Genomic DNA, 24,748 nt, shown 5'->3' with positions numbered 1-24,748 from the left:
TTAGTATGCTGGTGTATCACTTTTTAGAAAACGTGTACAACCATTTTCATTTTCCATTTCATAATTAAGACCTTCAGAAAGTAGCATCTTTTCAAATGTTTCTGTATTTATAATGGTGTCACACACTAACACTGTTCCTTTTTCTTTAAATTCCTCTAATTTTGCTTGAAGTACTTTATTTTTCAAGATCATTGCCCCTTTTAAAATGATTAATTTAATTACTTACTTTCTTTCTTTCTTTAAGAAATTCCTCTAGCTCCACTTGATATCTTGTAAATTCTTCTTGCGTTTTAAAGGCATTAAAGTCAAATTTCTCACCTTTAATCACAAAATTTATAAAATGCTCACTCATTTGTTTTTCATTGCTCTCAGCATATAAATCTTTTTTCTTCAAATGAGCAATTACTTCTTTTTTATATGGTATATCTCCCGTTACTTTAAATTTAATTTGATCAGGAGATATAGCTTTTCTATTTTTCCTATTTTTTGATTGTTCCGCCATAACAGATAATTTGTAACTTTCGTAATCAAGCCAATCACATTCATTTACGTCCATAAAGTGTTCGATCAATTCTTCCATATACTCTTCTGTAGCAGTAGCACTTGTTCTCCCCATGTGATGAAACGCATGGCACTTTACACATATTAAGTTTAACGATTCCAGCTCACATACTCCATTTTCAAAATCGTACCGTTCTATCTCATGAACATGTAATTTTCTCATTTCGTTTTCTTCAGGTTTAAAGGAACAAATAGAGCATTTATAATTTTGAATGGCTAATACTTCTTTGCGGATTTTTGTCCACAGTGATTTTGGAATACTCTCTTTTACTGTTTTCCCATGAAAGACAACTGGTTTAGCTTCAATTTTAAGCACAAAGTGGTCAAAGTCATTATCCATTTTCATTGCCCCTTTAAAATGATTATATTATTCCAAAAAAAATACCATATTCAATGGTATTGAAACCTATCTTTACTTTTTTTTCTTTCAAATAATGTTCTCTCCTTAAAATATAGGTATAATAACCCATTATACACATTTAAAGTTTAACAGTTATGGATATGTTTGTGAATGAATTTTATTTTTTTAGCTTCAATGATCCACCATACGATTGAATTACATTTTTAACATCTTTAGGTTTGATTTGTAGTGTTGATTCACCTGTTCTACTTTCAATAAAGTCAGAAATAGAAGGGGATTGATATATTTCAAGCTTTGTACTTTTTACTGCATATCGAGTAGGGGTAATAATTAGGATAGATGGGAATACCTTTTTGTCTGTTTTTTGCCAAGGTTCATCTTTCCAATCGCCTGTATCATAATAATTTTCATAAAGATCAATTTTCTTTTGCATGACTTCTTTGGTGTAAACATTGCGTTGAACTTCAATAAATATTGGGTTAAACCAAATAGCAAAGATGTCCGGTTCTATTGTTCCTTTATCTCCGTATTTAGGCTCAATCATAAGGTTTTTGGTTTCCCTATGCGCTTTCATTTCAATAACAGTATCTACAAGTTCAAGGAAGTGGGGGATTTTAGTTGAGTCTGGTTTAATATTACAGTCAACGGTGAAGTAAACGTATGGAGAGTGAAGAGTACTGCATTTGATAAAGTTATCCCTTGTTAAACGCTTTAAAACGCTATTACATGAATTTATAGGATTCTTAAGATGTTTAAAGTGTAATTCAACAATTTGGTTTCTTGACATCATTCTGAATTGTCTCAAGTCATTAATAATGGCTTTATCCCTTTGGTTCACTATCGAACACCTCATCTAATGAAAATTCATTTACCTTTCGATCTGCGACATCTTCAAGCTCTGGTTTTTCTTGTTTCACTTTTAATGGATCAAGTAACCCTTTAGCTTTCTTCTTATCCATATAAGGTACTTGAATTACTCTTTCTTTACCTTGAGTAGAAAGTATCATCCTACCTGCAGTATCTAAGTCAACTGATTGCTTCAAACCACTTATTTTTGCATTCGTTTCATCTGACTGTTTACCTGATATTCTAAAGGTAAGGTTATTCTTCAATTGTCCTCCCAATGATTTAGCATCACCACGTTGCATTGACAACATCAGATAAACTCCATTAGACCGTCCTATACAAGATATACTTTCAATTATCTTCATTATTTTTGGTTTATCCTTGAGCAATATAACCTCATCAATACACACCACAATTGTAGGTGGCTTATCTTCTAATTCATAAATACTTTCAACGTCCATTTCATCAAGTAATTTACCTCTTCGAACCAATTCTTTTTCAATCATTTGAAGAGGAGGGAGGAGTGACTTAGCATCCATAAAAACGCCCACTACATGAGGTAATCGTTTGTATATGCCGAATTCAGAGAACTTCAAATCACCAAGCAAGAATTGTACTTCATCAGGTGACTTATGCAGAATCAATGAAGTCAATATCCCCCTAATCAATGATGACTTTCCACTGCCAGTTGTTCCTGTGAGCAACATATGATGTTCTTCTACCATATCCTTTACATTCATCTTACCTGACCGATCTACACCACACATTATAGGTATATTTTTACCCTTCAAATGAGGTTGAATTTTTTTAAAATCATATGGTATTTCTTTTTCCATGTCCTTTGAATAACACCACAAGATAAACTTTTTCACCTTACCATCTATTTCAATGTTATTTCCAAAGCACTGTTTGAATACCCATTCTTGTTTTAAAACTAAATCAGGATTAGCTCCGTCAGGCAAAGTAAATGTGAATCGAACAGCTTCATTTTCCTCATCAATATGGACTTCGTGAATCTTAGGATAACGTGTATACGTCTTTGATTGTGTTGTAGTTTGCTTGTGGATTCCACCAAGTTTAAATGCCCTCATCAACGAACCACGCAGCTTCATCTTTGCTCTCCATAGTTTCATCATAGGAACGCACCACTAACAGCAATCATTAGTTTCCAAATGAATCCGAATGCTACACAGGGTATCGCGATATTAAAACATGTATGAAGGGACTCTGATATATCATAATTTCCTTGATGTTCAAAAAACTTTTCCAAGAGAGCTATAGAAAGTAACCCAACACCCATTAGGCAAATTACAGGGTCTAGCATTACAAATGGACTGACTGAATACATGTTAATGTTCGGAATAGCTTTCCTTTTTTCCTGCTTTTTAACCTTAAAATTTCCGTCCTTAAATGAGTAGAACTTAACAGTATGAACTTTACTCATATGATTTATCCCTCCAAATTAATATTCAGATAATTTCAAATTGAATATTTCCCCCTCGCGCTCCCCCTTACTCGGTCACTCCATTCCCTCCTAACAAATTCCGTCGTGCCAGTCATACCAATGGATTAAACTTGTATTACATTGGTAACAATAATGATTAGAAAATAAGTAATTGATTAGTTATTAATTCGTTGATTTCTTTTAAATAATCAGTAAAGGATTATTAATTACTTAGTAAATGATATGTAGAAAGTTCGTATCTAGTGCTTGTACCTACGAGAAAGGGGAAATTTATTTACAATGGTAGAATATGTCGTATTTTTTGGACTTGTCATAACAGGGTTTGTCTTTCTAGGTTTGGACATGCGAAGAAGTAAAGGAGTTAAAGTGGATCATTACATCCCCCCATACTTTGTGGAATTAGATAAATGTCAAAGTCCAATTGAGAAGAGGGTTTTGAAGGCAATGTGGATGAGGGATTACAAACCTACAGCACAATATCCAATAAGAAGGTATAGGATTGATTTAGCCCTCCCAGAGTATCGTTTAGCCATTGAATGTGATGGAGCTGCGTTTCATTCAAGTAAGAAGGCTAAAGCACATGACAGGAAACGTGATGCATACCTAAAATCAATCGGATGGAAAACGCTACGATTCAGTGGAAGTACTATCAATGGGAATATGAGCAAGGTAATTACTCGAATTGAATCTGAAATACAAAAGAAACGCTCAATAACTTGAAGTGGACAACACCCGGAGGACTTATGACAAAAAGCAGAGTAGAAACAATTGAATACGTTAATAAAAAGGGAGAGTTAGTTACAAAAAAGATAAGCGACTTTGATGAAATTGCATATTATAAAGACTTTAATGAAAAGGGTAAAGTAGTTACTCGAAAGATTATTGATACTGAAGAATTCACATACATCGAAGGAATTGGGACTGCTACAGAAGGAGGTAGTTTGGATATGGAGAAGTTAATTAAGATGTTATTACAGGAAAGATATTTCCGTCATCTTTAGAAGGGAAAATTTACCCTTCTTTTTTTTGACTAAATAAAGAACGAATGTTCTATAATGTACTTATAGAATGAAATGGAGATGTTCTTATGTCTATAAAAGATCGTGGAAAGCTTAAATGGCAACCAGCTTTGATGCTGCCTGAATACGTTAAATTATTAAAGGATGTAAATAAGGATTACTATCGGCAGGTAAAGCCAATTTTAGACGAATACCAATTAGAGGAATTTGAGAACAAAATACACACTGCTATGGAGTTTGCTTCACCTGTAAAGTTTACTGTTTGGGAGGATGGGTTTGATTGGGAATATACGGGGATGATACATAGGCTAGATCCGTTTACAAAGGCTATATATTTAGAGTTGGAGAAAGAGAAGGGACATATTTTAAGGGTGAAGTTTGAGGATATTGTTGGTATTGAAATTAAATAATAACAATTTAGATTATATTCTAATCGAAATTTAAGTTTTTTCGTAAATGTTAGATAAAGCCAGTAGGTCAAGAATGTAGGTTTAGATATCTAAACTCCTTTTTTGTGTATAGGTATTAAGCGTTATAATCAAAATGTTCCCTTAAGATATCGAAATTTTTAAATCATATATTACTTGAATTAAGTACATTTTCATAAATGATACAAATGTGACCTCGGTCCAACTAACTACCCAATATCAAAAAAAATAGTTTACTAATATAATCATTGATGTAAATGTTTGGATATTTATGATAAACTGGATATAGTAAAGGAGTTGTATTGTAGTATGGCGATAACAAAGAAAAGATTTTTCATTACCTTTTTAGTGGGTATCATACTCACGTATCTTGCAACATCTGGTCTGCAATACTTCAGGGGACAAACGATAAATTGGTTAGGCAATTTAGGATATGCATTCTATTTTGTAGCATTTGTTACCCTTTTAAGTTGGCTATTTGGAAGTAAGAAAAAAGCCGATCACTAATATAGTGATTGGCTTTTTTTCTTACGAATGTTTTTTAACGCAAGTATATAAATATTGCATCATGGTTGCCATAGTACCAGCAACTGAACCTTTTACACCTGACTTAATAGCTAACTTTGCTGCTTTCCAAAACGATCCGTCTAAAGCCATAGAAATTATTTGTCCGATTACTGCTCCACTTATAATGCCTACATACTCTTTTTTGACTCTCTTATTAAAACAACTATTAATATCGTCCTTTTTACTTTGAGTTGAGAACTTTGCTGTTTCTAGTTCTACTGAAGCATTCAAGAATTCCTCTAGGTCAGGTCTTTCTCCAAATTTCTTCTCTAATATATCATTATCGAAACCAATTAAATTCCCTTTACTATCCCTAATGCCTGCTTCCTCAAATATAATCTCTAAATCTTCGGCTAATTGCTTAATTTGATCCTCTTCACTTGTTTGAGATACATTCTGACCATTAATAGCAATTTGTTTTGCCGAGGCCAGGGGTGTAAACGTGGCAGTAAATAGTGCAAATACTAACGCTAGCGATACAATCTTTTTCTTCATTCCGTCTTCTCTCTCCTTTTATTATGTAATTTATAACATTTTTACATTATTATGGTAACATGGTCAGGGAGGATAGTAATGAGTTTTTATACCTATTTATACAATATATTACAAATTTCGCAATTTAATATCGAGCATACTTTTATGCCGAAAATTAGAAGGACAAAAAGTGTTATATTATCTGATAAACGTCAAAATAAAAAAATCACCAGTCTATTATGATTGGTGTTTTTTTATTTTCTATAATTTTACTCGTTACTATTTTCATAGAAACTTTAGGTAAAAGTGAATATAAGCTATTTTGTTTGGAGATTAATAAGTAGGACAGGAGAGTGATAGTTGATTGGATAAAAAGTCAAAGAAAGTTAATCTTGATGATGTCGATATGACCGATGTAGAAGTTATCTCAACGGAGAATATCGATATCAATGAATATTTTAGAAAGAAGCTTATTGATTGTATGGCCAAAGAAGAAAACAGATTATTCTTGCTCGATAATAAAAGTAAGTGATTAAGTATAGGAGGACTGAACTAAATATGGCTTATAAAAAATATATAGATGAGCATGGGCGATTAATTGAAGAGCATACTGATGAAAATAATGAAACAATAACTGACTACGTTGGAGTATTTGTTGAAGAATACATTGATGAAAGAAATTCAAAATGTAAAAAGTATATTGATAAAAATGGAGTTGTTACAATAATCAGTGAAAAACCTGAAGGGCATAAAGGGTTATGGATTAGAGATACTAGATTTTTAGGAGAAATAAGTCTTGCCAATTATATATTAAAAAAATATTCGCTTATTTTTTCAAAGTTTAACGTTGATCAAACAGAACTACGAAAGGAAATGATTAAGGCTAACAAGGATTTTGAAAAAAGAAAACAAGAGAACCTAGAGTTATATGAGGAATTAGCCAAAAAGATTGACGATGATAAAAATAAAAGCTAATTGAAAGGTTTTTTTATGTCAAAAAAGTGGACTGAAAAAGAAGAGAATAAACAAAAAGCTATGGATAAGCCTCCAATTACTGTGAAGAGAATAAATGAACCCAACTTAAGATTAATGGCAATGGCGTTTTCAAATTTGTATCATCAAACAAAAAAATATTGATAAACGATCGAATGTTGAAACTAAGGATTAAACTTCTCATTAGTAAGTAAAAAGAAAGGATAATGTAATGGCGAAAAAGTAGACTAAAGATGAAGAAAAATTACTTGAAGAAAATTAAAAAAAGGAAAGCTTAACGATAAACATAAACCTTGGCTAGATGAGGATTCAAAATGAAAGAAAAAAACCCACGCAAAAAAGTAAACCCAGAAGGAACGGTAGTATTTCTTAATGAGCCAAATATTACACAAATGGCAAAAATGATTATCAATATATACAATAGCAATCAGCAGGAAAATAAAAACAAAAAAAGCTAAGGATTAAACCTTAGCCTCAATGAAGAGGAATAGTGAAAAAGAAAAGCTAGTGATAATAACATTATTTACAATAAATTTCCTGTTTATACAATAAACCACCAGTCAATTAAGATTGGTGGTTTTCTTCTGTTTGAACTAATTCAATTACATCTTCAATATTGCACTCGAGGTATTCGCAAATGTTGATCAAAATGGATAAAGCAACATTTTCACCCTTGGACATTTTAGCAAGCGTAGCGGGTGATATTTTTAAATCCCTTTTTAAATCTGTTTTAGTTTTATCTTTTCTGATCAATGTAATTTCCATTGGCTTGTAACTCGGAATAAGTTTCAAAATAACATCTCTCCTTAGGCTCCTTATAAGTGAATTATAAGGTAAAACAAAGATGAATTCTATAATTTAAATAAAAACTTCAAGAAGTTGAATTTTTACTTCATGAAACTATTGACTTAGGCGTGAGTTAAGGTGTATATTAAGTTCAAGAAGTTGAATTATTAATTTAAAAAAATGAAATAAAAGGAGGCTTTAAATTGTTTGTTACCTGGTCAACATAACAGACAAAGCAGCAGGAGAAAGGCTCAGGTATCAAAAGTCAGATGGAAAGTTAATCAGTAAGAATGAAGCTGTATTCTTCGATGGAAATGACATCTACTATGCATTAGTAAAACCAACTAAAGCAAACAGTATCTACATCGTAGCAACTGGTACAACAACCTTAGCAGAAAACGTGAAAATTACAGATGAAAGTTGATGCTGGATCAAATTGAAGAAGCAATCAACAGAATCACGATTAGACAAATTGCTCGTCAGAATATAAGGGGCAACATAGATTTCAAATTAATCAAATCAGAAACAAGCGAAGTTAGGGAGTTTTAATTACCAAGGGGGAAATTCCCCCCTTACATAAAAACAGCCTGTGGGCAAAAGGGGATAATAAATATGACAACTCAAACTATTGAAGCTAAAAAGGTATTTGTAACTGACAACCAAGCACAGTGGATCGTATTCGAAGAAGAAATGCAAGCAGGATTCCAATACAAATTAGCTTCAATTGATGACCTTCACGACTATGTAGCTGGAACTGGTGAAGTATTTACTGACAAAGTTGAAACTGCTGAGGGTGTAGTTGAGTGGTACACACAAGAGTTTCCTAAATGGTCTGCAATTGAGTACATCTGTGAATACAGGGTGATTGACTAATGAATAACAGATATCTTCTTTCCATTACTCTTGCCAATGATGTCCTCCAAGAAATTATTACAGCTACCGTTGCCGAGTTATAAAAGAAACTAAGAAATATGATCAGAAAGGTTAAAAAATGGCTGCAAAAGTGACAGTGGATGTATTATTCGCTGTTTATACAAAAGTGTCATCTTATCGAGATGCAAAAGAACCTTTCAAAGCGAAGTTGGCATTGGAGAATTATTAATTTTGGATTATCGGATTACGAGGCAGTGTAAACAAAGTGGGGGGCACGAAGTTATAGTGTCGAAGAATCAGCACAGTAGACACAAACTGTGCGGTAATTTATTTAATGGAATCTGCTATTTCAACTAATAATTCAGGTGAAATAACGTTAGAAACTTCAGGGTGAACCCTAAAAAGATACTGCCAGCAATTTTTCTCAAAGTAAAAATGATTAATCACCTTGAAGTGTGGTTGCTTAGTAATATAACCTGCTTTACTCCCGTCTTTCAAAGTGAAGATCTGTGCACTATTATCTAGCTCATCCAATTGTACTTTAGATTTTTCGGGAAAGATTGTAATGCCATAAGGAGAACCATTTTGATTTATATATTCTATTTCAAGAGTGCTGTTATTTCTATCCTCATGCTTATTCAACCTTCCAACTACATGGGTGAATGGAATTGGAGGAATTTGTACAGGTAACTGAATTTCATGCTTAAAATACATGTTACTTCTTTCTAAGGAATCATAGACTGATTCGTAGCCTAAGTCAAAATAAGCTTTTTGCGTTTCTGTATTATCAAAATTGGCATAAGCTCTAGGGGTAATTGTAAAGCACAATGCAGCTATGAGGATCAATTTTTTTATTAGCAAAGTGGCACATCCTTAAATTTGGTCAATATAGTAACTTTATTTTTCACTTATATACCAAATTTAATTCGCAAGTGGCACAGTACGACTAAACAGTACAGTTGACACATATTGCGAAATAAAAAAGAGAACTTTAAAGCCCTCTTTACTGGTTAAAGAAAAAATGTTCTTGAAATTTACGTGGGTATTTATCCCCGGATTCTTTTGTCCACGTGACAGTTACTATCAATTTAGTTGCCTTTGTAAACAATGGAAAATTGTTGTGGTGAAAACTAGGAGTTAAATGTTTATCACTTTCTGTTGTGAATAACTCAAAATCTGTTTGTGAATTTGGATCATCTCGATATGCTTCCACTCTTACTAGTTTGACATTTTTATCGCCAATATTTTTTATATCCATGCTATATACGTTGTAGAGTTCAGGATTATCTGATTTATTATCGTGAGGATTGGGACTGTCCGGCTTATCTATTTCCACACTCCATTGATTTGTTGAAAGTTTTCTGGGTAAGTTCTCCAGCGAACTTGCAAATGAATTAATGGGAGCCAACACTAAAAATAGAACAGTAATTAATATTGAGATTTGCACTTTTTTCACTCTAATCATATCCTTTTTTTCTTTAGGATGAATTTAAATCAGATAAGTATACACGTTTTTTGAAATAATGCCTCCTCTTAAACCAAAATTTATACTTAATGCACAGTACGAAGAAACCGTGATGAAATTTACCTTCGTTGTCTTTCCTAAGGACAGCGTATTACTCTAAGCGGTGAGAAGATGAAAAGGTTACTTATTATGTGTTGATTGCTGTTGGATTGATTGGTGCAGGTCAAGTCGATTACAAACATAGTGCTGATCCGGGTGGTGCGCCAAGACAAACGAGATAAGATTTTTTTTAGAGAGTCTAAGATGGATTTTTGGACTCTCTAAACTAACATATTACTTTGTACTGAAGAAATAAACACACTATTAAAACACAAGAAAAAAACTACTAATTGTTAGTTAGTAGTTGTGATCAAATAAAGAGTAAATAATGGCGGTTTGAGAGTTTGAATTTTTTTATAAATATTGGTCACAAAATTGGTCACAGAATCATCTGAAACCCTTGATAATAAGCAATGATTAGATGATTTTTTGCTCACAAAACTCGGAGTAATCATCAACTTTTATTTATGATTTTTTCAATTAGTATTTGCAAATCATCCGGCCTATGAAACTCAATCGGCGAAACGCCTTTATCGAACTCTATTGTATTGGATTCTATCATCAATACATATTTCCCATTAATCTTTCCTAAATGGATGCTTTCGCCAAAATCGGCTAACAGTCCTTTGACGGACGTACTGCCCAGCCTCATGCGCAGTTCGGCTTCAGGTGTATGCTCGACAATCTGGGCAGTGGCTTCGACGACCTGGTGTGTTTCAAGGCGTTCCTGGATTTCCCGCTTTTCACTGGTTTCCCAGATTTCCAGGTCCTGTTCGAATTTCTGCAGTTCGTCACTGTTTTCTTCGAATTGAGCGGATACATGCTCATGGACCATGTGGATGACCTGGTTTTTCATGATTTCCGGCATCGATTCGCCATATTCGACGAATTTCAAAAAGTCCTCGAAGTAGCGGGCATGTGAGGCCTGATGGATTTTTAGTTCGCCTTCTTCGACCATACCTTCTTCGGGCATGTAGGGGTATTGAATGGATTTCATATTTTTAGTGGTGATTGCCATTTCAACGTGCCTAATCAAGGTCCGTTCATCCGAAATGGAAGCAACTTTCGGCTCGAAATCACATTTCAATAAGAAAACGAATGGTTCATCAAGATATTTCGTTAATTTTGCCGATGCAATTATGAAAACACCGCCACGGACGGCACTTGTATCAATATAAGACCGCGTGAATTGTTCATTTTCCTCTTGGAATTCCTGTTTTGTTTTTGCATATCGAACACGGTTAAATACATTGTAATTAGGGTTGGAATCAAGTGCATGTCCTTCTTCGACAATAAAAGAACCGATTTTCGTCGGTATTTGTTCAGTTTTTGGATGACGGTCGACTTTCCGTTTGGAAATCTTCATCAACTCCCCATCCAAAAAATCCTTTAGAGGACTTTCCTCGTATTCTTCAGTATCAAGAGTTTGGAAATGTTTAAAACGCTTATCAGCCTGATCGCCTTTGCCTTCGACTTGGATTAAATAAAAAGACAGATAGGTAATCGCAAAATCCATGAATGTCACCTTCTTCAATTATTAAGCATAATTCCCGTACTTTTTTTAAGACTTAATAAGTATAGTGATGTACGTTGATTCCGTCAAACTATTGGTGCATGAATGATTAGAATAATTTTGGTGTATTATTTCATAATAATACATAGAAAAAATAAATATTGATTCTCCATAGGATTGAAAATATTGGAACTATTACAAGACAAATTAATGGTATGCAGTAAATACTCAACAGCTAACTTTATTAATATTAAAATAATGAATTGTTTACCATACATGTTAAATGACAGGTGATTTTATTGGATATTAAAGATTTCATTCCACAAAAGATTCAAAAAATAGAATTTTACAATAATAATTCATTGACGAAGGAAAGGGTAATACGTATAATTTGAAAGTCAGATAATTCAGGAATTGAAGAAATTTGTCGAAATTTCTCCGATATAAATGGTAAGTGAAATTATTTGTCTACAGTTTTCAGAATATTTTATAAAATTACGGAGGAGAGAACATGAGTATTTTTAGAAAGAAGTCCATTGAGCACTTGTTGAAAAACGCAGGTTCCGGCGGTAAGGGATTGAAACGGGAACTAGGTGCTTGGGATTTAACGATGCTAGGAATTGGAGCGATTATTGGGACAGGCATTTTTGTTTTAACAGGCACAGGCGCAGTGAATGCTGGCCCTGCACTTTCATTATCGTTCGTCATTGCTGGTCTTGCTTGTTTATTCGCCGCACTTTCTTATGCAGAATTTGCAGCTTCCGTGCCGGTATCCGGTTCGACTTATACGTATGCGTATGCAACTTTAGGTGAATTCGCCGCTTGGATAATCGGCTGGGATCTAATCCTCGAATACTTATTGGCTGTTAGTGCCGTATCGGCAGGATGGTCGGGCTATTTCCAATCATTTTTAAGTGGATTCGGGATTAACTTTCCGGAGAAATTGACTGCAGCACCGGGTTCGGTGGAAGGTGTCACGACTTATATGAACTTACCTGCATTTTTGATAGTCATGGCGATTACCTTTTTGATTTCCATAGGTACGAAACAAACGACTAGAATCAATAATATAATGGTCGTTATTAAAGTGCTGGTTGTGCTGTTGTTCATCGTTTCTTCTATTTATTATGTGAAACCGGAAAACTGGCAGCCTTTCATGCCATTTGGAATCGATGGTGTATTTTCAACTGCCGCATTAATGTTCTTCGCCTTCATCGGCTTTGATGCAGTTGCATCTGCTGCTGAAGAAACAAGAAATCCAGGAAAGAATTTACCACGCGGAATCCTCGGTTCCTTAGTCATTTGTGTTGTGCTTTATATGATTGTAAGTTTAATCATGACAGGTGTGGTACCGTATGCACAATTCAGCAAGGCTCTTGATCACCCGATTTCTTTGGTCTTGCAAAGCGCAGGTCAAAATTGGGTTGCAGGAATCATCGATCTAGGTGCCTTCCTCGGAATGACAACGGTGATCTTGGTTATGTTGTATGGCCAAACGCGAATCATGTTTGCGATGTCACGTGATGGGCTGATGCCCAAATCCTTATCAAAACTTCATAAAAAATATAAAACACCTTATGCGGCTTCATGGATATTTGGTTTGATAGCGGCCCTATTGGGAGCATTCATACCTCTTGGTGAGTTGGCAGAGTTGGTCAACATTGGAACATTGACTGCGTTTACGATGATTTCCATAGCGGTCATCGTTTTACGGAAAACAAGACCGGATATGAAACGAGCTTTCTATTGTCCGGCAGTACCGCTCGTTCCAGGCCTGGCAATCGTTTTTTGCGTATTCTTGATGATTCAGCTAGGAAGTCATACATGGATAAGGTTTTTGATCTGGATGGCAATCGGAGTAGTCATTTACTTTGCTTATTCCCGTAAGCATTCCAATCTTAACCAGCAGGAAAATGATCATTGAAAAAGACACTCTTGGAGAGTTTCAGTTTAACGACTAAGGGGGTTCGGAACACTATCTCCCCGAACCAAGATTTTAAAAGAAAACTTGGTTATCCTTCATGTTTTTTTTGTTTTTTCGCTAGCCAGTTATTCAGCAGGAATGTCGCAAATTTCTTCAATCTAGTAGGGTTTCATAGAGATGTAAAAAACCAAAAAATATAAACTAGTCTTATGAAAGGGTTCGAGATGAGTCCAGCCTAAAGTTTTTTCTTGAAAATATATTCCAGTTGATTGGAACGGGTGGTATGAGACTCCCGCGAGAAAAGCGCGTCTTAGGGAGACCTCACAGGCGCCAAGAGCGCCGAGGAGGCTCCCGGACCACCTGCGGAAAGAGATAAGATATCTGAAAACAACTGAAACTTTTTTTAAAGAAAAAATAGTAGGAAAACTGGCTCTTCTCAATTTAGCATACGGTCTGAGACACTCTCTGGAGTGTCTTTTTTGTTTGGACATAAATAGTTCATAAGTCTTCTGTCAAGGAAGAAAATTTATCAAGGTGAATTAAGATTAACCGACTTTATGTCGAAATAGTATATATGGGTTAAAAAATTGGAGGGCAATTCAATCATGAAAAGTATATGGAGAAGTAAACAAAAGATAGATTCAATAGACTATATGCAATATAAAGAACACGTCGGTATCAATATCCAGAAATATCCGAGCGTATTGAATCAAGTGGACATGATTCATTTGACAATCGAGGATTTGTGCATAATTCGTTCTTTACAGGAACAAGTGAAGGGACAGTTGACCCAAATAGTAGGGAATTTTTATAAAAACCTAGAAAATGAACCCTCTTTAATGAAAATCATTAAGGACAATAGTTCTGTTGAAAGGTTGAAAAAGACACTGCATCGTCATATGTTCGAAATGTTTAGCGGAACCATTGATGATGCGTATGTTAAACAGCGTTATATCATCGCACAAGTACATGTGCGAATTGGACTTCAGCCAAAATGGTATATGAGTGCATTTCAGGACTTATTGCAATCATTAATCATTCATGTGATTTCCAACATAAAAAATATTGAGCAATATCAAGATAACATTCTGGCTGTCACTAAAATTTTTAATTTAGAGCAGCAAATAGTTTTAGAGGCATATGAACTTGAAAATGAGAAGATTCGCCAAAAAAACATAGCAGAAAAAGAAACGATTAAACTGCAGGTCAATCATAATGCAGAGGAATTGGCAGCAATCAGTCAAGAGACCAGTTCAGCGACTCAATTAATGGCAAATAAGGTAGGTGAAATTCATGATTTCACTCAAAAGGGGTCAGAGATTGCCATACATGCAGAGGGAAAATCAAATGAGGGAGTCGAACTGTTACAGGGATTAGAGAAAAGATTGGTAAAAACGCAGGAGCAAATGACGATCATTTCAAAAGATATGGAACAGCTTTCCAATACTTCAAAAGAAATTGAACGAATTGTCACGATCATCACTTCAATTGCAGAGCAAACGAATTTGTTGGCGTTGAATGCAGCGATTGAAGCGGCAAGAGCTGGTGAAAATGGTAAAGGATTTGCGGTTGTGGCTGGTGAGGTAAGGAAGCTATCAGAAAATACCAAGGAATCAGTTTCTGAAGTAGTGAAACTGGTTAATGGAATTGCTCATTTTACCAATGTCATGAACACGTCAATTTCCATGGTTAGCGGGGAAATTAGTAAAGGCACGAAACAAGGAAAAGAAACGGGTATATTTTTTACTGATATAGCAAAGGCCATGCTTTCTGTTAAAGAGCAGAATATTGAGATCACCAAGGAAATGACAGAGCTGAATGATATATTCGATGAAATTAATGAAGCGTTCAATCAAGTGGCCGTTTCCTCGGATCAATTGACTCAATTGACGATGAACTTGTAATGAGGTGAACGGTTTTGTAAGAACAGCTTTATGGGGCTCATTGTATTTTAATAAACAACTCGGTAGAATATTCTTAAAAACCCCAAAGCGGTTCCTAGAATAAGAACAAACTATAAAAACCAGGGATTTAAATCAATTCCAATGGATGCCGTTAACAGTCTGCTCAATAAATCACTTGATAAAATATAAGTTTAATGTTATAGTAATAAAGCGATGAGCTAATTTGTGTAAGTCGAAGAACAAGCTTTTAGCTAAACGTCGGGATGTGGCCTGACGGTTCTGCGCCACAAACGCATCAAAGACGCCTGCTGCGTGCAGGCGTCTTTTTCATTTTATCGATTCTTTTCTTGCAGCTTGCACATCATCTTTGAATTCCTCTTGTATTTCTTCTGTTATTCCCTTGGTTGCATCCTTAAATTCCCTAAGCGAGGTACCGACTGCCCGTCCGATTTGAGGTAGCTTGTTCGGTCCAAAAACAATTAAAGCTAAAAGAAGAATTAAAATTAAACCGGGAAAACCAATGTTTGAAAGCATAACCAGTCACTCCAATCAAGTCTATTAGTTAATATTATAGACTCCTTCCATGTTTTTGCAAATGTTATTTAGGATATATTATAGTGTTCAACTTCCTATGATTTCGCAAGACAAATACTTTCAATTCCGTCTTAATTTTATCTTGCACATTCTATTTTAAAATATTTACTTACCTAAGTATGATATTCCCTAAAAAGATTTCAATGAAAGTGGGGGACGGTAAATCAGAGTGCCGTCTTACGTTTTGGGCATTGAACTAATTTGGCTACACCAGCTTAATGTGTGGCATGAAATTTTTTTGTTACATGGGAATGATTAAACTTGCAAGATTGAAGATATTTCGGTATTATAACTATACAAGCTGCGTTGTTCGTAATGATAATTAAGTTTTAACCTTTAAGCTGTAATAGGGAGTTTTATATTGAAACAGGAATGTTATGCCTCGTCACTGACTTGGACAACAGGATTGCTTCTGCAAACACCCACTTTGAGGAGTGGTGGTTTAAAACTTTCTTACTTGAATACGGCAATTGCGGCTTACTACTTTAATAATTAGAAACCAGTCCGATAAGGGACTGGTTTTTTGTTGTTTTACGGTTTGGAACGTTGAAGATCGGTATAAAAAAAGGATGTTATTCAGAAATCGCAAATACCATGTAATTAACCTGGTTATGTGAAGGCTTCACGAATTATGAATTATTTGTGAAAGTTTTTATTGAAATATCAGATAATTAGCATTTATAATAACAATTAGATAACTTGGTTCACTATTTGTATAAAAATATGAAAGTCGAATATTTTTTGAATGATTACGTAAGCGCTATCATGTGGATGGAATTACTGCAGTCACATAGAGAGGAGAAAAATTTTATGGCTAAAATTAATACGACCGAGGTAATTAGCAACAGTAAATTTAACCGCTTTCATTTTGGGTTGCTGGCATGGTGTTTTATCATTATCCTTTTTGACGGCTATGACCTTGTCGTTTACGGAACAGTTGTCCCGTTATTGACGGAGGAATGGAACCTTACTTCCGTGGAAGCGGGGGCTATGGGCAGCTACGGTCTATTTGGAATGTTGTTCGGGGCCATCTTCTTTGGTACATTAGCAGATCGGATTGGCAGGAAAAACGTAATCGCGATTACACTTATTTTATTTAGTTTATTTACGCTTTTATGTGGATTTGCGGATACGCCTACGATGTTTTCGACTTTCCGGTTTCTAGCGGGATTAGGACTTGGGGGCATAATGCCGAACGTCATTGCCTTATTGACGGATTATGCACCGAAAACGATGCGAAGCATGGTCGTTTCAATCGTTTTGTGCGGTTACTCATTCGGAGGGATGCTTGCTCCGATACTGGGCATCCTGGTTATGCCGAGACTAGGTTGGGAATCAATATTCTGGTTTGCCGGAATACCATTGTTATTTTTACCCTTCATGATGAAACGTTTACCAGAGGCATCGACCCATCTGATCAGAATTAACAAAAAGGAAGAACTGATCAGAATATTATCAAAGGTAAGTCCGGAAAGTAAATTCGACATCAAGGACGAACTTGTGGAAGTGAAAAAAACAGAAGCCAATATGCCGATTGTTGGATTGTTTAAGGATTCCCGTGCTCTTAGCACATTAATGTTCTGGATCGCCTTTTTCATGTGCTTATTGATGGTATATGGATTGAATACATGGCTTCCAAAGCTAATGATCGAGGCAGGGTATGCGCTGAATTCAAGTTTAGGTTTCTTGATCGTCCTTCAAGGTGGCGCTATCGTAGGCACGCTTATCATCGCTAAACTTTGTGATCGTTATGGTTCCAAGAAAATGCTTGTGCCGATGTATGCGCTTGGGGCTGTAAGTTTGACGCTATTGGGAATGGGAGGAAGCTCATTTGTGATTTACACATTGGTAGCGATTGCAGGAGCCTGTACCATTGGTGCCCAAAACCTTGTACAAGCCTATGTTTCCCAGTACTATCCACCAAGTATTAGATCGACTGCACTAGGGGTGGCGTCTGGTATCGGAAGGATTGGAGGTATGCTCGGGCCCATACTCGGTGGATTTTTATTATCCATCTCGCTACCCATCCAATTGAATTTCATCGCCTTCGCCATTCCAGGTCTGATTGCTGCGGTTGCCTTATCATTCGTTCCGGTGAAAATGGCTTATTATAAACAGGATCATTCGGAACCAACTGAAGAAATGGTCGTAGAATCCAATAAAATGAACGTCTTGTGAACTACAGGCATGAAATGCAGTGCTGGGATACCATTGCTGTCATTTCATGCCTATTTGTTTTTTGGACTTTTTTGCCGTAATGAAGTTGCAAATTGCAAGAAATAGCATATAGATTTTCCAGGGCTTGACCTTATTCTTTAGAAAAGTTGCATAAATGTTCATAATTTCGCAATATGAGTCACTCTTAATATAAAGAATAAATGTTAGAATGATGGTACGGATAATTAATTCTCCCTTGAAGTGGAGCGAACTAGAAATTAATCTCATCTTTTGTGAGGAGTCAATACTTTGAAAATTTTAAAACATGTAATTTTTTGGTTAAGCATTATAGGGACATTATTCTCTATGATTTATTTCTTTGTAGCGGACATTCCATTGTATGTTAAATTGTTAGGCGGAGCCATCATCCTTTATCTTGGTTATGATCTAATAACGGAATCAAGGAAAAGAAAGCGTAAAGAAGCCTTGGAAGCCTAATCCTTATACTCATTAACAGCCCTCTTTGATTAGAGGGCTTTTTTGTTGATTAATATGGCTAATTGACTTTGATTATTGACAATATTCTAAAGATTGAGTTAATATATAGTGAACTTAGTTCTATATATGTATAATTTGTGTTTGTAACTACAATATCAGTTGTCATTAAAATGTTAGCTCAGCCAAAAAAATAGAGACATCCTTAAGACTACGTCAAAAGGAAAAGCAGAAAGAGGGGAAGGAAATGCGCACATTCCAAGTGTCTGAAATGATTGATGAACAAAAATTTAACCGTTTTCATTTACAGATTTTATTATGTTGTATTTTTATCATCATTTGTGACGGGTATGATATGTTCATGCTTGGCACGATTCTGCCATCTTTGATGGTGGAGTGGAGGGTAACTGCTGTAGAGGCAGGTTTATTCAGCAGCTATGCATTGTTTGGAATGATGATAGGAGCGTTGGTCTTTGGACCGCTGGCTGATAAATTCGGCAGAAAGAAAGTCATTTTGATTTGTACGGTCCTTTTTTCCGCTTTTACATTTACATCTGGTTTTGCCCATGATCCTACTTCTTTTGGAATACAACGTTTTATTGCAGGACTAGGCTTGGGAGGAGTCATGCCGAACCTAATTGCAATCATTACGGAATATTCTCCTAAAAAACTTAGAAGTACCCTGGTCGCGATCATGTTCAGCGGACACGCTCTAGGGGGAGTTGTCGCTTCATTGGGAGCGATGTACCTGATTCCGAACTTTGGTTGGCGAGCTGTGGTTTGGCTTGGTGCACTCCCATTAATCTTCATGCCCATATTATATAAATTGTTGCCTGAGTCAATAAATTATTTCATGGCAAAAAACAAGAAAAGCAAATTGGTGGACGTTTTGAATCAAATGAATGCAGACGGGCAATACACCACTAATGATCATTATGTCCTGCAGGAGCAACTTAAAAGAGAAATGAAAGGGTTTCCAGTTAAACGGTTGTTCAAAGATGGGAGGACTTTGAGTACCCTCATGTTCTGGATTGCATTTTTCATGTGTTTGTTCGTCATGTATGGTTTGAGTACATGGCTGCCAAAAATCATGGGAGGGGCAGGATATGAATTAGGTTCAAGCCTGACATTCTTAGTCGTATTGAACCTTGGAGCAGTTTTTGGGGCAATCGTTGGAGGGAAGCTTGCAGACAAATATGGTGCCAAGAGGATTTTGGTTACTTTTTTGGTCATTGGATTCATTACCCTAACGATGCTGAGCTTCAAGCCAAGCATGATCATGCTTTATATACTGATTGCCATTGCAGGAGGTACGACAACAGGTACACAAATCGTAACGAATGCATATGTATCGCAGTATTATCCGAATGAAATCCGTTCTACAGGTGTCGGCTGGGCATTGGGTATCGGCAGAATTGGAGGAATACTCGCTCCTACTTTCTGTGGGATCCTGCTAGATATGAAATTGTCATTGCAAGTCAATTTTTTAGCTTTTGCCATACCATGCATCATTGCAGCAATGGCGATTTGGTTCATCCAGGATAACTTCAGCAATATGACGTCAAACAGGCAGGAAAAGAAATTGATATGATGTACACCAAGCTCGGCAAATGAAAATTGGTCAGAACAACAAATGGAGATCATGGTAATAAAAAATAAAAAAGGGCCTTATGCCCTTTTATTTTTTTACTGTCTAGGGGCCCATATAATGACTGAAACCCCGACCAAGCAGATTAAAGCTCCAATCCAATCATAAAAATCAGGGGTTTTCTTATCGATGCCCCATCCCCATAAAACCGATAAAACGATGAAAACCCCGCCATATGCAGCATATACACGTCCAAAGGTTGGGAACGTTTGGAAAGTTGCAATGATGCCGTATAACACCAACCCAAAACCTCCGGCTAAACCTAGATAAATGGATTTACCTTCTCTTAACCAAAGCCAAATAAGATAACCGCCGCCAATTTCCGCCAGACCAGCCATAACGAAAATTACAATAGTAACTAACATATATGTATACCTCGCTTCCTCGTTGAAATTTTATCATAGATGAAACGGTAAATGACCATACTTTATAGTGTTGTTATTAAATTAACTGGGCATCGCCGTTGAAAAGAAAACAGAAAGCTCAGACCGCTTATGAAGAACCAATTGCCTACAATAGTATTGAATTAGAAGAGACCTATCGAAAAAACTCTGTTATTATCGATTAATATTTCTTACGATATGATGCATTCAGATTTTAGTTCAACCATACATTATTGTAATAGGCTTTAATTCGTAAAATATCTAAAAAAAGACCAGTTTTTTTACTCTAACTTGGGTTGCAATACAGATGCAAAGGGTACTATACCTAAATAGGAATATAGTAATCTAGTTGAGGAGTTGCAGCCATGAAATCCCGATCATTTGCATACATGTTAGCACTATTTCATTCAAGTATTGTCGGCCTATCTTTCTTATTCACGAAAATGGCGATCGCAGAATCGAATCCGTTTGATACTTTGGCGTTCCGGTTCACGGTTTCTTTCGCCATCATTTTATTCCTGGTCGCCGTAAAAGTCATTAAGGTGAACTATTCTTGGGAGTCGATTAAAAATCTTGTACCGCTATCTCTATTATTCCCAACTCTTTTCTTTGCCTTTCAAACTTTCGGACTTAAGTATTCGCAATCCACCGATGCTGGAATTCTGTCTGCCGTCACCCCGATTCTAACATTGATGATAGCTGGGTATTTCCTTAAGGAGAAAACATCGTTATATCAAAAACTTTCGATTGTCTTGTCGGTAGTTGGGGTCATTTTTATTTTTGTGATAAAAGGGAGCACCATCAATTTTTCTGACATGCTTGGGATGGTGTTGATCCTGCTATCCTGTATTGCAACTGCTTGTTATACAACGATGACCCGTTCACTTGCCAAGGACCATACACCAGGTGAAATGTCCTTTTTCATGATGGGAACAGGCTTTGTCATTTTTAATGTGGCTGCTCTCGTTACCCATTTAAAACAAGGTACGATGGCGGAATTCTTTACACCATGGTCGAGCATGGAATTCATCAGTTCCATTTTGTATTTGGGAATATTGGCTTCATTGGTCACTTCGTTATTATCCAATACGATTTTATCAAAAATCAAAGCGTCCCAAATGAGTGTGTTTGCAAATCTTTCCACTGTTGTCACGATTGCGGCAGGAGCTCTCATTCTAAATGAAAAGATTACAATCTACGATATATTGGGGTCGATACTAATCATTTTAGGTGTAATAGGCACGAATTATTTTGGAGTGAAGAAAGAGCATTCAATAAAAGTGAATCTTGAATATAATGAAGGGAAAATATGAAATGAATAAAAATGGTCCATCCGATTAGGAATGGACCATGTAGTTAAACTGAAAATTGAGTTGTCTATAGTTTATTAATGGCTGTACAATTTAGACGTTGATTTCCGCTCCAGGCACTCGCTTTCCGCGGGCGGTCGGGGAGCCTCCTCGGGGGTCTCCCTTTGACGCGCTTTTCCCGCAGGAGCTCGCACCTTCCTCTCCAATCAACTTAGATATAACATTTAGATAGAAACCATATCCGAGGAGTTGAAGGTATAGCTTTGGGTTAATTGGTTCGGGAACATCATTTGATGAAAAAGGTCCATCCCAATAGGATGGACCTTTATTTCCACCATCTTGATTGAGGGAAATCCGTTGAACCAATCACAACTGGTTCGCCTATTTGAGGTGTGCAGACCTGGACACCAAGGTCATTGGCCGCTTTTGTTACCCTTTCTATCGGATCTGTCCAGTCATGAAAAGACAATGTGAAACCAGCCCAATGAATGGGGATCATCCGTTTTCCTTGTACATCGATGTGTGCTTGAACAGTTTCTTCCGGAATCATATGGATGGTTGACCAACGTTCATCATATTGGCCGCATTCCATTAAAGTTAAATCAAAAGGCCCGTATTTTTCGCCGATTTCTTTAAAATGGCTGCCATATCCACTATCGCCACTGAAATATACCTTTTCTTGTTTTCCTTTAATTATCCAGGAACACCATAGTGTCGTATTGCCATCGCCTAAACTTCTTCCAGAAAAATGCCTTGCAGGCGTACAAATAAATTGCAAGTCCTTGAATGTAACTTCATCCCACCAATTATGTTCCTGAATCAGTTCTTGTTTAACGCCCCATCTTTCTAGATGTCCACCGACACCGAGTGGGACAATGAATTGACTGACCTTATCTTTTAATTTCTTTATCGAGAAATAATCCAAATGATCGTAGTGATCATGTGAGAGCAGGATGGCATCGATAGTAGGCAGCATATCCAAATCAATAGGCAGCTCCCCGCTAAAGCGCTTGTTCCCGAACCACGGAAAGGGAGTGGGTGCTTTGCCAAACATTGGATCCACTAAAATGGTTTTCCCATCTAACTCCAACATGAATGCAGAATGGCCAAACCAGGTGATTTTATTGGAATTCATAGATGCGGGGTCTTTTGTTCCAATTACAATGGGACTGTCGGGCCTCCTTTTTGGATTAGGTTTTATGAAATCACGTAAAATGGAACCAGTATGTTTAAGACTCATCGCTTGACTGGCAGGAATCTGATTTTGGAATTTTCCCTTGGCAAAATTCTCTTTAGTAGTGAAACTTCTCACTTTTTCCTTGTTTGTCCGTCTTCCAAGCGGTGGATAGAGGTTTAGGAAAAGTAACAATAGTATAAAAGAAGAAATGAGGATCTTAATAATTTTCATCATGATGGTTTCCTCCAATATTAATCATACCTTTTATTAAAACATATCATATCACAGAATTTATAGAGTGATTTACTATGATGTCCCACAAGAAAAATGATAAAGATATTATTGATTAACTGTAAATTCACATTAGGAGGAGTGTTTTTCATCTGGTGAAAACTTCTGGCAAGTGTTTAAGTTTCACCCGTCCTAGGCAGGGAATAGAGGGATATATAATGAATAATATAGAGGGCGGGATAAGGAATGTAGCAGCCGAAGGGTAAGGTGATAAATCGATTGTTAATGTTTTTCAGATTCTTTGTATGGGTAGTATTTATAGCTTTATTAGCCTATGTCATTCTTTCTTGGAAATATAAAGACAAGGTAAGTAAAAGGATTGAAGCGATTCGAAAAACCTGGTATATCATTTTCATACTGGGAGCGCTGATTTATTGGAATTTCTATCCAATGAGCATTTTTAATGAGTGGAAAAATTTCTTGATTATGGCTATCGTATTCATACTGATTGATATGTTTGTGTTCTTGAGCATGTATATATCCAAGATTGGCGATAACGAGTTATCCTATGCAACAAAAGCCGTTGCGGAAAGTGATAAACTATTAACGGATAATAGGGAAAAGGTCAAGAATATGTTTCATCTCCTAAAGAAAGAGGGAATACCAGAGTATTATCAAACGAATAAGGAATACTTGGCTTATTTGAGCATTCTCCTTCAAGCATATGCAGCAAAGGAAGGGATGAACGTGAAAATCCTTCCTTTCAAAACCGAACAGGACAAGCAATTGGTGTTAAATGGGCATCCGAACTTGAATGGCAGTACCATTCGTGCTACATTGGAAAGAGACGATACGTATTATAATGATGAAGAAAAAATGGCTTTGCAGCCTGTTAGTATTTTGATGGAACCCTATATCCTTGACGTTAAATCAGAAAGCTTCGTTTCAGAAGTCGATTGTTTATTAATAGCATTATTAATCATGATGTTCGATATGGTCATAAAACAAAAACCAGGTGGTGAAGGATAAATGAGCATTTATGATAAAGCCGGCAATGACGTGTCAGTTGCCGTAATCAAACCACAGGTTAAAATACCCGATGTAGGTTTAAGTCCCCACACTAAAAAAGTGATGAAACAGAACGAACGCATTATCCTGAAACAAAAAGAAAAAGCTGCACGCTTCAGCCGTTTAAAAAATGTTTTATAAGATGGAAGGGGTTTTTCCTTTCCTTATGATATTTAATGGAAAGCCCGCATATACTATTCAAATCAAAGAATAGGAAGGGTCTTTCAGAATATGAACAAAAAACCCGAGAGAGTTAACATCCCAGTCCCCTCCGCTTCACCATCAGAGAAACGGATACATAAGGAAAATGCCGAACTGCTCAAGCTTTTGCAAAGGCTGAAAGCGAAACGTTGGATCTTTTTAAGGTAAAAGAAAGCCAGTCTCTAAGGAGAACTGGTTTTTTTTAT

General features: G+C 36.1%; 29 protein-coding genes and 1 other RNA gene. 18 read left to right on the top strand and 12 right to left on the bottom strand.

Annotation, left to right across the window (positions count from 1 at the left end; all coding sequences use genetic code 11):
• The 4 genes from ACIQYG_RS20865 to ACIQYG_RS20850 form a co-directional block, all read right to left on the bottom strand.
• Positions 1-186, bottom strand: coding sequence for a hypothetical protein (locus tag ACIQYG_RS20865; RefSeq protein WP_402841909.1), 186 nt, complete (start codon positions 184-186; stop codon positions 1-3).
• Between the two features lie 28 nt (positions 187-214).
• Positions 215-901: a hypothetical protein gene (locus ACIQYG_RS20860; protein ID WP_402841906.1), complete on the bottom strand. Its 687-nt coding sequence runs from the start codon at positions 899-901 to the stop codon at positions 215-217.
• A 178-nt stretch (positions 902-1,079) separates the two neighbouring features.
• Positions 1,080-1,760: a replication-relaxation family protein gene (locus ACIQYG_RS20855; protein ID WP_402841903.1), complete on the bottom strand. Its 681-nt coding sequence runs from the start codon at positions 1,758-1,760 to the stop codon at positions 1,080-1,082.
• Positions 1,744-2,880 carry an FtsK/SpoIIIE domain-containing protein gene (locus ACIQYG_RS20850; RefSeq protein WP_402841900.1) on the bottom strand — a complete coding sequence of 379 codons (1,137 nt, stop codon included), beginning with the start codon at positions 2,878-2,880 and terminating at the stop codon, positions 1,744-1,746. The genes ACIQYG_RS20855 and ACIQYG_RS20850 overlap by 17 nt, the downstream gene beginning before the upstream one ends.
• Positions 2,881-3,512: 632 nt before the next feature.
• Here ACIQYG_RS20850 and ACIQYG_RS20845 point away from each other — a divergent pair.
• From ACIQYG_RS20845 to ACIQYG_RS20830, 4 genes are all read left to right on the top strand, one after another.
• The gene (locus ACIQYG_RS20845; protein WP_402841898.1) at positions 3,513-3,953 is read left to right on the top strand and encodes an endonuclease domain-containing protein; all 441 of its coding nucleotides are present in this window, start codon (positions 3,513-3,515) and stop codon (positions 3,951-3,953) included.
• Positions 3,954-3,976: 23 nt separating this feature from the next.
• Positions 3,977-4,234 (top strand): hypothetical protein, encoded by a 258-nt coding sequence (locus ACIQYG_RS20840; RefSeq protein WP_402841895.1) that lies wholly within the window; start codon positions 3,977-3,979, stop codon positions 4,232-4,234.
• 86 nt (positions 4,235-4,320) lie between these two features.
• Positions 4,321-4,662: a YolD-like family protein gene (locus ACIQYG_RS20835; RefSeq protein WP_402841892.1), complete on the top strand. Its 342-nt coding sequence runs from the start codon at positions 4,321-4,323 to the stop codon at positions 4,660-4,662.
• 327 nt (positions 4,663-4,989) lie between these two features.
• Positions 4,990-5,187 carry a hypothetical protein gene (locus tag ACIQYG_RS20830; protein ID WP_402841889.1) on the top strand — a complete coding sequence of 66 codons (198 nt, stop codon included), beginning with the start codon at positions 4,990-4,992 and terminating at the stop codon, positions 5,185-5,187.
• A 21-nt stretch (positions 5,188-5,208) separates the two neighbouring features.
• Here ACIQYG_RS20830 and ACIQYG_RS20825 read toward each other — a convergent pair whose 3' ends face one another.
• Entirely contained in the window at positions 5,209-5,742 is a 534-nt protein-coding gene (locus ACIQYG_RS20825) for a hypothetical protein (RefSeq protein WP_402841888.1), read from the bottom strand.
• Between the two features lie 343 nt (positions 5,743-6,085).
• Between ACIQYG_RS20825 and ACIQYG_RS20820 the strand changes: the two genes are divergently transcribed.
• The 4 genes from ACIQYG_RS20820 (at position 6,086) to ACIQYG_RS20805 (ending at position 7,172) form a co-directional block, all read left to right on the top strand.
• Entirely contained in the window at positions 6,086-6,253 is a 168-nt protein-coding gene (locus ACIQYG_RS20820) for a hypothetical protein (protein ID WP_402841886.1), read from the top strand.
• Between the two features lie 26 nt (positions 6,254-6,279).
• Positions 6,280-6,696, top strand: coding sequence for a hypothetical protein (locus ACIQYG_RS20815; protein ID WP_402841883.1), 417 nt, complete (start codon positions 6,280-6,282; stop codon positions 6,694-6,696).
• A gap of 15 nt (positions 6,697-6,711) precedes the next feature.
• On the top strand, positions 6,712-6,858 hold the full coding sequence (locus ACIQYG_RS20810; protein ID WP_402841880.1) for a hypothetical protein: 147 nt from the start codon (positions 6,712-6,714) through the stop codon (positions 6,856-6,858).
• A gap of 170 nt (positions 6,859-7,028) precedes the next feature.
• Positions 7,029-7,172, top strand: coding sequence for a hypothetical protein (locus ACIQYG_RS20805; protein WP_402841877.1), 144 nt, complete (start codon positions 7,029-7,031; stop codon positions 7,170-7,172).
• A 106-nt stretch (positions 7,173-7,278) separates the two neighbouring features.
• Here ACIQYG_RS20805 and ACIQYG_RS20800 read toward each other — a convergent pair whose 3' ends face one another.
• A complete protein-coding gene (locus ACIQYG_RS20800) occupies positions 7,279-7,506 on the bottom strand; it encodes a helix-turn-helix domain-containing protein (RefSeq protein WP_402841874.1) in 228 nt (75 codons plus the stop codon).
• Between the two features lie 606 nt (positions 7,507-8,112).
• On the opposite strand from ACIQYG_RS20800, the gene ACIQYG_RS20795 reads away from it, so the two are divergent.
• Entirely contained in the window at positions 8,113-8,373 is a 261-nt protein-coding gene (locus ACIQYG_RS20795; RefSeq protein ID WP_402841872.1) for a hypothetical protein, read from the top strand.
• A gap of 327 nt (positions 8,374-8,700) precedes the next feature.
• Here the strand turns inward: ACIQYG_RS20795 and ACIQYG_RS20790 are convergent, their stop codons facing one another.
• The 3 genes from ACIQYG_RS20790 to ACIQYG_RS20780 form a co-directional block, all read right to left on the bottom strand.
• Positions 8,701-9,234: a hypothetical protein gene (locus ACIQYG_RS20790; RefSeq protein WP_402841870.1), complete on the bottom strand. Its 534-nt coding sequence runs from the start codon at positions 9,232-9,234 to the stop codon at positions 8,701-8,703.
• A gap of 142 nt (positions 9,235-9,376) precedes the next feature.
• The gene (locus tag ACIQYG_RS20785) at positions 9,377-9,829 is read right to left on the bottom strand and encodes a hypothetical protein (protein ID WP_402841868.1); all 453 of its coding nucleotides are present in this window, start codon (positions 9,827-9,829) and stop codon (positions 9,377-9,379) included.
• Positions 9,830-10,391: 562 nt separating this feature from the next.
• Positions 10,392-11,453, bottom strand: a complete 1,062-nt coding sequence (locus ACIQYG_RS20780) for a DUF3900 domain-containing protein (protein ID WP_402841865.1) — start codon at positions 11,451-11,453, stop codon at positions 10,392-10,394.
• 508 nt (positions 11,454-11,961) lie between these two features.
• Here ACIQYG_RS20780 and bcaP point away from each other — a divergent pair.
• Both bcaP and ACIQYG_RS20770 read left to right on the top strand, forming a co-directional pair.
• The gene (gene bcaP / locus ACIQYG_RS20775) at positions 11,962-13,374 is read left to right on the top strand and encodes a branched-chain amino acid transporter BcaP (protein WP_402841863.1); all 1,413 of its coding nucleotides are present in this window, start codon (positions 11,962-11,964) and stop codon (positions 13,372-13,374) included.
• 605 nt (positions 13,375-13,979) lie between these two features.
• Positions 13,980-15,278 carry a protoglobin domain-containing protein gene (locus ACIQYG_RS20770; RefSeq protein WP_402841860.1) on the top strand — a complete coding sequence of 433 codons (1,299 nt, stop codon included), beginning with the start codon at positions 13,980-13,982 and terminating at the stop codon, positions 15,276-15,278.
• A 327-nt stretch (positions 15,279-15,605) separates the two neighbouring features.
• On the opposite strand, the gene tatA is transcribed toward ACIQYG_RS20770, so the two are convergent.
• Positions 15,606-15,812 carry a twin-arginine translocase TatA/TatE family subunit gene (gene tatA, locus ACIQYG_RS20765; RefSeq protein ID WP_101222064.1) on the bottom strand — a complete coding sequence of 69 codons (207 nt, stop codon included), beginning with the start codon at positions 15,810-15,812 and terminating at the stop codon, positions 15,606-15,608.
• A 355-nt stretch (positions 15,813-16,167) separates the two neighbouring features.
• Between tatA and ssrS the strand changes: the two genes are divergently transcribed.
• From ssrS to ACIQYG_RS20745, 4 genes are all read left to right on the top strand, one after another.
• Positions 16,168-16,355, top strand: a non-coding RNA gene (ssrS, locus tag ACIQYG_RS20760) — 6S RNA.
• A 327-nt stretch (positions 16,356-16,682) separates the two neighbouring features.
• Positions 16,683-18,050: an MFS transporter gene (locus ACIQYG_RS20755; RefSeq protein WP_402841856.1), complete on the top strand. Its 1,368-nt coding sequence runs from the start codon at positions 16,683-16,685 to the stop codon at positions 18,048-18,050.
• A 288-nt stretch (positions 18,051-18,338) separates the two neighbouring features.
• Positions 18,339-18,527, top strand: coding sequence for a hypothetical protein (locus tag ACIQYG_RS20750; protein ID WP_241588640.1), 189 nt, complete (start codon positions 18,339-18,341; stop codon positions 18,525-18,527).
• A 244-nt stretch (positions 18,528-18,771) separates the two neighbouring features.
• A complete protein-coding gene (locus ACIQYG_RS20745; protein WP_402841851.1) occupies positions 18,772-20,115 on the top strand; it encodes an MFS transporter in 1,344 nt (447 codons plus the stop codon).
• A gap of 95 nt (positions 20,116-20,210) precedes the next feature.
• On the opposite strand, the gene ACIQYG_RS20740 is transcribed toward ACIQYG_RS20745, so the two are convergent.
• Positions 20,211-20,537: a YnfA family protein gene (locus ACIQYG_RS20740; protein WP_402841848.1), complete on the bottom strand. Its 327-nt coding sequence runs from the start codon at positions 20,535-20,537 to the stop codon at positions 20,211-20,213.
• 383 nt (positions 20,538-20,920) lie between these two features.
• On the opposite strand from ACIQYG_RS20740, the gene ACIQYG_RS20735 reads away from it, so the two are divergent.
• A complete protein-coding gene (locus ACIQYG_RS20735) occupies positions 20,921-21,868 on the top strand; it encodes a DMT family transporter (protein ID WP_402841845.1) in 948 nt (315 codons plus the stop codon).
• A gap of 322 nt (positions 21,869-22,190) precedes the next feature.
• On the opposite strand, the gene ACIQYG_RS20730 is transcribed toward ACIQYG_RS20735, so the two are convergent.
• A complete protein-coding gene (locus ACIQYG_RS20730; protein ID WP_402841842.1) occupies positions 22,191-23,276 on the bottom strand; it encodes an MBL fold metallo-hydrolase in 1,086 nt (361 codons plus the stop codon).
• A 282-nt stretch (positions 23,277-23,558) separates the two neighbouring features.
• On the opposite strand from ACIQYG_RS20730, the gene ACIQYG_RS20725 reads away from it, so the two are divergent.
• Together ACIQYG_RS20725 and ACIQYG_RS20720 are read left to right on the top strand one after the other, a co-directional pair.
• The gene (locus ACIQYG_RS20725; RefSeq protein WP_402841993.1) at positions 23,559-24,302 is read left to right on the top strand and encodes a type II toxin-antitoxin system SpoIISA family toxin; all 744 of its coding nucleotides are present in this window, start codon (positions 23,559-23,561) and stop codon (positions 24,300-24,302) included.
• Complete coding sequence (locus tag ACIQYG_RS20720; protein WP_076369116.1) at positions 24,303-24,482, top strand: hypothetical protein; 180 nt, start codon at positions 24,303-24,305, stop codon at positions 24,480-24,482. It abuts the gene before it with no gap.
• Positions 24,483-24,748: the final 266 nt, after the last annotated feature.

This window comes from Peribacillus sp. NPDC096622 (assembly GCF_044762665.1).
Lineage (GTDB): Bacteria > Bacillota > Bacilli > Bacillales > DSM-1321 > Peribacillus > Peribacillus frigoritolerans_B.
The sequence above is the reverse complement of the archived record's forward strand: the minus strand, read 5'-3'. Positions and strand labels throughout refer to the sequence as shown.

Bases quoted from the DNA above. Each gene is read 5' to 3' on its own strand.
- ACIQYG_RS20805 (WP_402841877.1), top strand. From the start codon at position 7,029: ATGAAAGAAAAAAACCCACGCAAAAAAGTAAACCCAGAAGGAACGGTA.
- ACIQYG_RS20860 (WP_402841906.1), bottom strand. From the start codon at position 901: ATGGATAATGACTTTGACCACTTTGTGCTTAAAATTGAAGCTAAACCA.
- ACIQYG_RS20720 (WP_076369116.1), top strand. From the start codon at position 24,303: ATGAGCATTTATGATAAAGCCGGCAATGACGTGTCAGTTGCCGTAATC.
- ACIQYG_RS20850 (WP_402841900.1), bottom strand. From the start codon at position 2,880: ATGAAGCTGCGTGGTTCGTTGATGAGGGCATTTAAACTTGGTGGAATC.
- ACIQYG_RS20745 (WP_402841851.1), top strand. From the start codon at position 18,772: ATGCGCACATTCCAAGTGTCTGAAATGATTGATGAACAAAAATTTAAC.
- ACIQYG_RS20815 (WP_402841883.1), top strand. From the start codon at position 6,280: ATGGCTTATAAAAAATATATAGATGAGCATGGGCGATTAATTGAAGAG.
- ACIQYG_RS20740 (WP_402841848.1), bottom strand. From the start codon at position 20,537: ATGTTAGTTACTATTGTAATTTTCGTTATGGCTGGTCTGGCGGAAATT.
- tatA (WP_101222064.1), bottom strand. From the start codon at position 15,812: ATGCTTTCAAACATTGGTTTTCCCGGTTTAATTTTAATTCTTCTTTTA.
- ACIQYG_RS20845 (WP_402841898.1), top strand. From the start codon at position 3,513: ATGGTAGAATATGTCGTATTTTTTGGACTTGTCATAACAGGGTTTGTC.
- ACIQYG_RS20735 (WP_402841845.1), top strand. From the start codon at position 20,921: ATGAAATCCCGATCATTTGCATACATGTTAGCACTATTTCATTCAAGT.
- bcaP (WP_402841863.1), top strand. From the start codon at position 11,962: ATGAGTATTTTTAGAAAGAAGTCCATTGAGCACTTGTTGAAAAACGCA.
- ACIQYG_RS20825 (WP_402841888.1), bottom strand. From the start codon at position 5,742: ATGAAGAAAAAGATTGTATCGCTAGCGTTAGTATTTGCACTATTTACT.
- ACIQYG_RS20835 (WP_402841892.1), top strand. From the start codon at position 4,321: ATGTCTATAAAAGATCGTGGAAAGCTTAAATGGCAACCAGCTTTGATG.
- ACIQYG_RS20725 (WP_402841993.1), top strand. From the start codon at position 23,559: ATGTTTTTCAGATTCTTTGTATGGGTAGTATTTATAGCTTTATTAGCC.
- ACIQYG_RS20840 (WP_402841895.1), top strand. From the start codon at position 3,977: ATGACAAAAAGCAGAGTAGAAACAATTGAATACGTTAATAAAAAGGGA.
- ACIQYG_RS20770 (WP_402841860.1), top strand. From the start codon at position 13,980: ATGAAAAGTATATGGAGAAGTAAACAAAAGATAGATTCAATAGACTAT.
- ACIQYG_RS20780 (WP_402841865.1), bottom strand. From the start codon at position 11,453: ATGGATTTTGCGATTACCTATCTGTCTTTTTATTTAATCCAAGTCGAA.
- ACIQYG_RS20830 (WP_402841889.1), top strand. From the start codon at position 4,990: ATGGCGATAACAAAGAAAAGATTTTTCATTACCTTTTTAGTGGGTATC.
- ACIQYG_RS20755 (WP_402841856.1), top strand. From the start codon at position 16,683: ATGGCTAAAATTAATACGACCGAGGTAATTAGCAACAGTAAATTTAAC.
- ACIQYG_RS20795 (WP_402841872.1), top strand. From the start codon at position 8,113: ATGACAACTCAAACTATTGAAGCTAAAAAGGTATTTGTAACTGACAAC.
- ACIQYG_RS20730 (WP_402841842.1), bottom strand. From the start codon at position 23,276: ATGATGAAAATTATTAAGATCCTCATTTCTTCTTTTATACTATTGTTA.
- ACIQYG_RS20810 (WP_402841880.1), top strand. From the start codon at position 6,712: ATGTCAAAAAAGTGGACTGAAAAAGAAGAGAATAAACAAAAAGCTATG.